General features: G+C 29.7%; 5 protein-coding genes. All 5 read right to left on the minus strand.

The features are described 5' to 3' along the window. Positions 1 to 2 precede the first annotated feature (2 nt). The 5 genes from ACVC2P_RS18425 to ACVC2P_RS18445 all read right to left on the minus strand — a co-directional run bounded on the left by ACVC2P_RS18425 (position 3) and on the right by ACVC2P_RS18445 (position 6,895). Positions 3 to 1,412, minus strand: a complete 1,410-nt coding sequence (locus tag ACVC2P_RS18425) for an exopolysaccharide biosynthesis polyprenyl glycosylphosphotransferase (protein WP_452599916.1) — start codon at positions 1,410 to 1,412, stop codon at positions 3 to 5. Between the two features lie 12 nt (positions 1,413 to 1,424). After that, positions 1,425 to 2,414: a UDP-glucuronic acid decarboxylase family protein gene (locus ACVC2P_RS18430; protein WP_452599917.1), complete on the minus strand. Its 990-nt coding sequence runs from the start codon at positions 2,412 to 2,414 to the stop codon at positions 1,425 to 1,427. After that, positions 2,414 to 3,712: a UDP-glucose dehydrogenase family protein gene (locus tag ACVC2P_RS18435; RefSeq protein ID WP_452599918.1), complete on the minus strand. Its 1,299-nt coding sequence runs from the start codon at positions 3,710 to 3,712 to the stop codon at positions 2,414 to 2,416. Before ACVC2P_RS18435 ends, ACVC2P_RS18430 begins: the two co-directional genes overlap by 1 nt. 1 nt (position 3,713) lies before the next feature. Next, positions 3,714 to 5,675 (minus strand): polysaccharide biosynthesis protein, encoded by a 1,962-nt coding sequence (locus ACVC2P_RS18440; protein ID WP_452599919.1) that lies wholly within the window; start codon positions 5,673 to 5,675, stop codon positions 3,714 to 3,716. Positions 5,676 to 5,764: 89 nt separating this feature from the next. After that, positions 5,765 to 6,895: a DegT/DnrJ/EryC1/StrS family aminotransferase gene (locus tag ACVC2P_RS18445; protein ID WP_452599920.1), complete on the minus strand. Its 1,131-nt coding sequence runs from the start codon at positions 6,893 to 6,895 to the stop codon at positions 5,765 to 5,767. Positions 6,896 to 7,266: the final 371 nt, after the last annotated feature.

Consider the following 7,266-nt stretch of genomic DNA (forward strand, 5'->3'; position numbering starts at 1 on the left):
TTTTAATAAGCTTCGTCTTGTACTACAAAAATATGTACTACGGTTTGCAGAATGATCTTTATATCTATTAATAAAGACCAATTTTCTATATAAAAGATATCGTACTTTATACGGTTAATTATGTCTTCATCAGATTTTACTTCTCCTCTGTAACCTTTTATTTGTGCTAAACCTGTAATGCCTGGTTTTACATTGTGCCTAAATATAAAGTTATATTTGTCTATTTTTTTAGAATAATCTTCTGTATAAGATAGCATGTGCGGTCTTGGTCCTACAACAGACATGTCTCCTTTTAATACATTAACAAATTGTGGTAATTCATCTATACTTGTTTTACGTAAAAATCGCCCAATTTTTGTAACCCTGTTGTCGTCTTGTTTTACGTATGTTCCTTTTACTTCACCTAAAGTTCTAAGCGATCTAAATTTATAACAATTAAATTCTTTATAGTTTATTCCATTACGTGTATGCTTATAAAATAAAGGCCCTTTAGATTCTAATTTTATTAAAATAAAAAGAATTACAGAAACCCAGGATAGAACAAAAACGATAATAAATATAGAAAATATTACATCGAAAGTACGTTTTATAATTTTATTAAAATCGTTATTTAGTGCTACTTCTTCAATAGACTGAACGGGTAGGTAATTATAAAAGTCTGTTTTAAGTCGTTTTGTTAATAGTTTCTTTGTATTTGGAATAAATTTTATGTTACAGTGGTTAATATTTGCATACTTAACAAAGTCATTAACTTGTTTTTCTGTTAATTCATCTATAGCACAATATATTTCGTCTATTCCAGTGTTCTCATTAAGGTAATTAAAACTTTCTGCAACTGTTCCTGTATATTCTCCTGTTTTAGAATCGCTAAATGTTGCTAATAGGTTATATCCTAATTCTTTTTTTTGAGTAAATAATGCCTTTAACTCGTTAGCGCCTTCACTTTTACCTATTATAATTACGCGCCTTACATTTCCTCTTAAATAAGATCGATACGTTTTTAAAGCATAATAACTTAATAGTTTTATCAAGCTAATAACCGCAAATGAAAGTAACAAATAGTTAAGCATTTCGAATGCTTGAATATTTATACTTCTAAAGGCTCCTACAAAGGCTAAAAATATAATACTGTAAACAAATAGCTGTTTTATTAGTAGAGATATAATATTTAACGCAGAAGTATAGCGATATACTTTATAAAATTTTAATAATGATGTTGAGAGTATCCATAATTCTATTGAATAGAAAAAATATAGAAGGTGTTTATTATTAAAAAAATCGTTGGAAAAAAAATATAATTTTTCTTCATTAAAATTGAAAAAATAAAACGCTAATACATTTATGACAGTAATATCAAAAATGATAAGAAAGGGGCGTATAAGCCATGAATACCTTCCGCGTTTATATTCCATATTTTAAACTTATTATTTATTGTAGCTAGAAAAATCTTTATGTTCGCTCTTATATAATTCTTCTTCGCTTAAATTTTTAAAATAGTCATACGTTATTTGCATACCTTTCGCTCTATCTACTTTAGGTTCCCAGTTTAATAGTTTTTTTGCTAAAGTGATATCTGGTTGTCTTTGCATTGGATCATCTACTGGCAAATCTTTATAAATCACTTTTTGTGAAGTTCCCGTTAGTTTTATAATCTCTTCAGCAAAGTCTTTTATTGTTATTTCATGAGGATTACCAATATTTACAGGACTAGAATAATCGCTTAGTAGCAATCTATAGATACCTTCTACTTGGTCATCTACGTAGCAGAACGAACGTGTTTGTAATCCGTCTCCAAACACAGTTAAGTCTTCTCCTCGAAGTGCCTGCCCCATAAAGGCTGGAATAACTCTACCATCGTTTAGCCTCATTCTTGGCCCGTAGGTATTAAAAATTCTTACAATTCGAGTTTCCAATCCATGAAATCTATGGTAGGCCATTGTTATGGATTCTTGAAATCGTTTGGCTTCATCGTAAACACCTCTAGGTCCTATGGTATTTACATTTCCATAGTATTCTTCTGTTTGTGGGTGTACTAATGGATCTCCATACACTTCAGAAGTAGATGCTATTAATAATCTGGCTTTTTTAGCTTTTGCTAATCCTAATAAATTATGGGTTCCTAAAGAGCCTACTTTAAGTGTTTGAATAGGTATTTTAAGATAATCTATTGGGCTTGCTGGTGATGCAAAATGAAGAATATAATCTAGCTCTCCTTCTATTTTAATAAATTCTGTTACATCATGTTCTATAAAATTAAAACGAGGATGGTCTATTAAGTGTTTTATATTTTTTCTGTCTCCAGTTATAAAATTATCCATTCCTATAACCGTGTAACCTTCTTTTATAAAACGATCACATAAGTGAGATCCTAGAAACCCAGCTGCTCCTGTAATTAATACTTTTTTGTTCTCCATTACCTACCTATTGAAACATATTTAAATCCTTCGTTTTCGACATCTTTAACATCGTAAAGGTTCCTACCATCGAAAATAACATTTCCGTTCATTAGCGTCTTTATTTTTTCAAAGTTTGGTGTTCTAAATATGCTCCATTCTGTACAAATAACCAAGGCATCTGCTTGTTCTAAAGTATCGTACATACTTTTAGCAAACTTAATTTTATCTCCTAACTTTCGCTCTACATTTGGCATAGCTTCTGGATCAAAAGCTGTTATATTACAACCAAATTCTAATAAGCTATCTATTATATCTAGTGCTGGGGCTTCTCTAATATCATCTGTTTCTGGTTTAAATGCTAAACCCCAAACGGCTATATTCTTACCTTTTAAATCATTATTAAAATATTGATTTATCTTAGGTATTAGCACTAGTTTTTGCTTTGCATTTACAGAAATAACAGCATCTAATATTTTAAAATTATAATTATTGTCTTTTCCAGACTTATGTAACGCTTTTACATCTTTTGGAAAACAGGATCCTCCATAGCCTATTCCTGGGAATAAGAAACGTTTCCCTATTCTAGAATCTGTTCCCATACCTATTCTTACCTTATCTACATCTGCTCCTACTTTCTCGCAAAAATTTGCAATTTCGTTCATGAAAGTAATTTTTGCTGCGAGAAATGAGTTTGAGGCGTATTTTGTAAGTTCTGCAGACTTTTCATCCATTATAATAATTGGGTTTCCAGATCTTACATAAGGTTTATATAACTTTTCCATAAGTGCAATCGCCTTTTCGCTACTTGCTCCTACGACTATTCGTTCTGGTTTTAAGAAATCATCTACTGCAAATCCTTCTCTTAAAAATTCAGGGTTAGAAACGACATCGAACGGTACTGTTGTATGTTTAGATATTGCTTCTTTAACTTTATCTGATGTGCCAACTGGTACTGTACTTTTATCGACTATTACTTTGTAATCTGTTATTAATTTTCCTATATCATTGGCTACACCTAGTATATATTTTAAATCGGCTGAGCCATCTTCATCTTCTGGTGTTGGCAATGCTAAAAAAATAATATCTCCGTGTTGTAATCCTTCTTCTAAATTAGTAGAGAATTTTAAACGATTTGCTTTTATATTTCGTTCAAATAAAACATCTAAGTGAGGCTCATAAATAGGCACCTCTCCTTGCTGCATTTGTTTTACTTTATTTTCATCTATATCTATACAAAGTACATCGTTTCCGGTTTCGGCTAAACAGGTTCCTGTTACTAAACCTACATACCCTGTTCCTACTACTGTTATTTTCATATTATACTACTTTCTTATCTAATGTTTCAAAATCTGAATTCATACTTAAAAATTCAGGAACTATATCCTTCATTTTCTTTACAATTTCAGTTTTATCTTCTCTTCTTGCTATATTTATTAAGTCGTTTATGGAATCGCTTATAGAATCATAATCATACGTTTCAATTTTAGCTATCATTATTTTATCGTTATATGTTGGTAACGTTTTTGATTTTTCGTTTAAAAGTTCTTCATATAACTTTTCTCCTGGTCTTAACCCAATTACTTTTATATCCATAGTTTTATATGGTACAAAGCCAGCTAGTCTTATAATCTTTTTGGCTAAATCTATAATTTTTACAGCTTCTCCCATATCGAATATAAAAATTTCCCCTCCGTTACCCATGGCTCCTGCTTCTATTACTAACTGGCATGCCTCGGGAATAGTCATAAAGTACCTTATAATATCGGGGTGTGTTATGGTTAATGGCCCGCCTTCTTCTATTTGTCTTTTAAATAATGGTACTACAGAGCCATTAGAGCCTAATACGTTTCCAAATCTAGTGGTTACAAAATTTGTTTTAATTTTTCGTTTTTCTTTTACTTTATCTTGTAATGCTTGTACATATATTTCTGCAATACGTTTTGAGGCACCCATGACGTTACTTGGGTTTACTGCTTTATCTGTAGAAACCATTACAAATTTTTCTGCATTATATTTACAGGATAAATCTGCAATATTTTTTGTCCCTAACACATTGGCAAATATGGCCTCAGAAGGATAATTTTCCATTAGTGGCACATGCTTATATGCTGCTGCATGATATACCACATCTGGTTTATACTTTTTAAATATTTCGTCTATTACTTTTTCTTTTCTAACATCTGCAATAACAGCTTCAAAAGGTAGACTAGGGAAGTTATTTTTTATTTCTAATTGTATTTGGTATAGTGGGGATTCTGCCTGATCTAGAATAATTAACATACTTGGCTTGTAATTAGCTACTTGCCTAACAATTTCACTTCCTATCGACCCCGCTCCTCCAGTAACTAAAATACATTTGTTATATATTTCTTTAGCTACCAACTTATTATCTAACCGTATAGGTTCTCTTTCTAATATATCTTCTATCTGAATATTTTGAATTTGATTCGATAGATTTGTATTGCTTTCTATATCGGAAATTAAAGGTGCTCTAAAGACTTTAAAATTATATTCCAAACAATTATCTACTATAGATATACTTTGTTCTTTAGTTAATTCATTATCTGCTAAGATTAATGCTTGTGCTTTATAAATTCTTAATAAAACTGCTGTTTTTCTATTGAGATGAATTATTGGTAGCCCTAATATTTCTTTACTTTTATTTTTATCTGCTTTATCTATAAATCCTACAACTTTGTACCGTGTAGGTTTTTCTGAACGTAATGCACTTGCTATAGCTATAGCATTTTCTCCGGTACCGTAGACTAATACGTTTAATTCTGATTCTGTATAATTAAAATTTAGATAAACTTCAAAGACTTGTTTTACCATAATTCTAAATAGAAATAAGCCACAAAAAGAGATTACTGCATATACTAATATTTGAGGTACTAAAAATAATATACTTCCAGTAATTAATAAGTAAGCATAATGAATTATTAGTACCGTTACTATTGTTGATGCAGAGGCTAAAAAAAACTTTACAGCATCTATAAATGTAGAATGCCTAATTAACCCTGCATAAGTTCTGAACAAAATAAAGAACAATATATTTACTAAAATTACTATAAATTCCTGGCTTGTAGGGGAAAGATATATATAGTTGATATTCTGCAAATTACCTACAATTATTTTTGTAGTAATCAAGGCTATTAATAGAATTGTAGAGTCAAAACATAGAATGGCCCAACGCGGTAAATAACTTATATTTTTAAAATCTATTTTTTTCTTACTAGATTTTAATACTTGTCTTAAAGCTTGTTTTATCTTTTTAAGCATCTGGGTAATTACTTCTAGTTAGCAAATATCTTAATTATAATTACAATATCGAAATATAAAAGGGCTTTACCAGAAAATATAGTTAATAATTATAATTTAAAGCTATTTATTACTTTCAAAATTCTATTTCGTTCTTCTAGTGTTAAATTAGAACTACTTGGCAAGCATAAACCTGTTTTAAATAATCTCTCACTAATATTTGAGCCGTAATATGGTGCTTCTTTATAAACGGGTTGCAAATGCATTGGCTTCCATAAAGGCCTTGTTTCTATGTTATTTTCTAACATTTTATTATACAATTCGTCTCTTGTAAATGATGCTTTTTTATCTATTAAAATACAACTTAGCCAGTGGTTAGAAAATATTTCGTTTTTATTAAATTCTTCAAACACAGTAACACCTTTGGTATTTATAAAAAGTGATTTATAGAAGGTATTATTTTCGCGTCTTAGTTCTATATATTTCTCTAATACGTCCATTTGTGAGCAACCGATACCCGCACTTATGTTATCCATTCTATAATTATATCCTATTTTAGAATGCTCATAATGTGCTACTTGATCTCTAGCTTGGGTTGCATAAAAAATTGTTTGTTCTTTAATTTTTTTAGTTTTACAGACTAATGCTCCTCCTCCTGCCGTGGTTATAATTTTATTACCATTAAAAGACAGGATTGAAAAGTCTCCAAAGACACCACATTTTCTTCCTTTATATGTTGAGCCTAACGCTTCTGCTGCATCTTCTATTACTGGGATATTGTATTTTCTTGCCACTGCTAAAAGTTCGCTAATTTTTGCAGGCATACCGTATAAGTGTACAATTATTATTGCTTTAGGTTTAACACTTGTAGCTATTCTATCTTTTATTGCTTCTTCGAGAGCTATTGGACACATATTCCATGTGTCTAATTCACTATCTATAAAAATAGGTTTAGCTCCTTGATATGTTATAGGATTTGCTGATGCCGAAAAGGTAAAACTTTGGCAGAGAACTTCATCATTTAAACCAACGCCTAATTGCACCAATGCTAAATGTATCGCAGCGGTACCTGAAGATAGACAAGCAACATGCACATCTTCATTTAAATAACTTTGTAGATTAGTTTCAAATGTATTTATATTTTCTCCTGTAGTAAGTTCATTTCTATCTAAAGCACTTTTTATATGATTAATTTCATTTCCTTGTAAATGTGGAGAGGATAGAAATATTTTTGATTTCATTTTTATGGATTCAATTTAGATATATACCTTAATTTAATAAAAAAATAAAATATTGAAAAACCGCCAAAAATTAATACTAAATATGTTATTCCATTATAATCTTTTAATATTAAAAAAATCATAATCATATTAACTATTAATTGGATTATAAAATAAAATGTTGAGATTTTTATATGGGACATTTTAAAGTCATTTACTAATATTTGATAGAGATGTCTTTTATGTGCAATAAAAATATTTTCTTTTCTTAATAATCTTTCAAGAATAGTCCAACCACCGTCTAATAAATAAACAGAGAATAGCAATAAAATTAAGGGATTATTAGTTTTAATGTAAAATTTTAGAACAAAATAAAGAAGAGAGAACCCTAT

It is taken from the genome of Pontimicrobium sp. MEBiC01747 (genome assembly GCF_053601635.1).

What these genes read in the sequence shown, in the direction of transcription:
- ACVC2P_RS18425 (WP_452599916.1), bottom strand. Translation starts at nt 1,412, where the DNA reads ATGGAATATAAACGCGGAAGGTATTCATGGCTTATACGCCCCTTTCTT.
- ACVC2P_RS18430 (WP_452599917.1), bottom strand. Translation starts at nt 2,414, where the DNA reads ATGGAGAACAAAAAAGTATTAATTACAGGAGCAGCTGGGTTTCTAGGA.
- ACVC2P_RS18435 (WP_452599918.1), bottom strand. Translation starts at nt 3,712, where the DNA reads ATGAAAATAACAGTAGTAGGAACAGGGTATGTAGGTTTAGTAACAGGA.
- ACVC2P_RS18440 (WP_452599919.1), bottom strand. Translation starts at nt 5,675, where the DNA reads ATGCTTAAAAAGATAAAACAAGCTTTAAGACAAGTATTAAAATCTAGT.
- ACVC2P_RS18445 (WP_452599920.1), bottom strand. Translation starts at nt 6,895, where the DNA reads ATGAAATCAAAAATATTTCTATCCTCTCCACATTTACAAGGAAATGAA.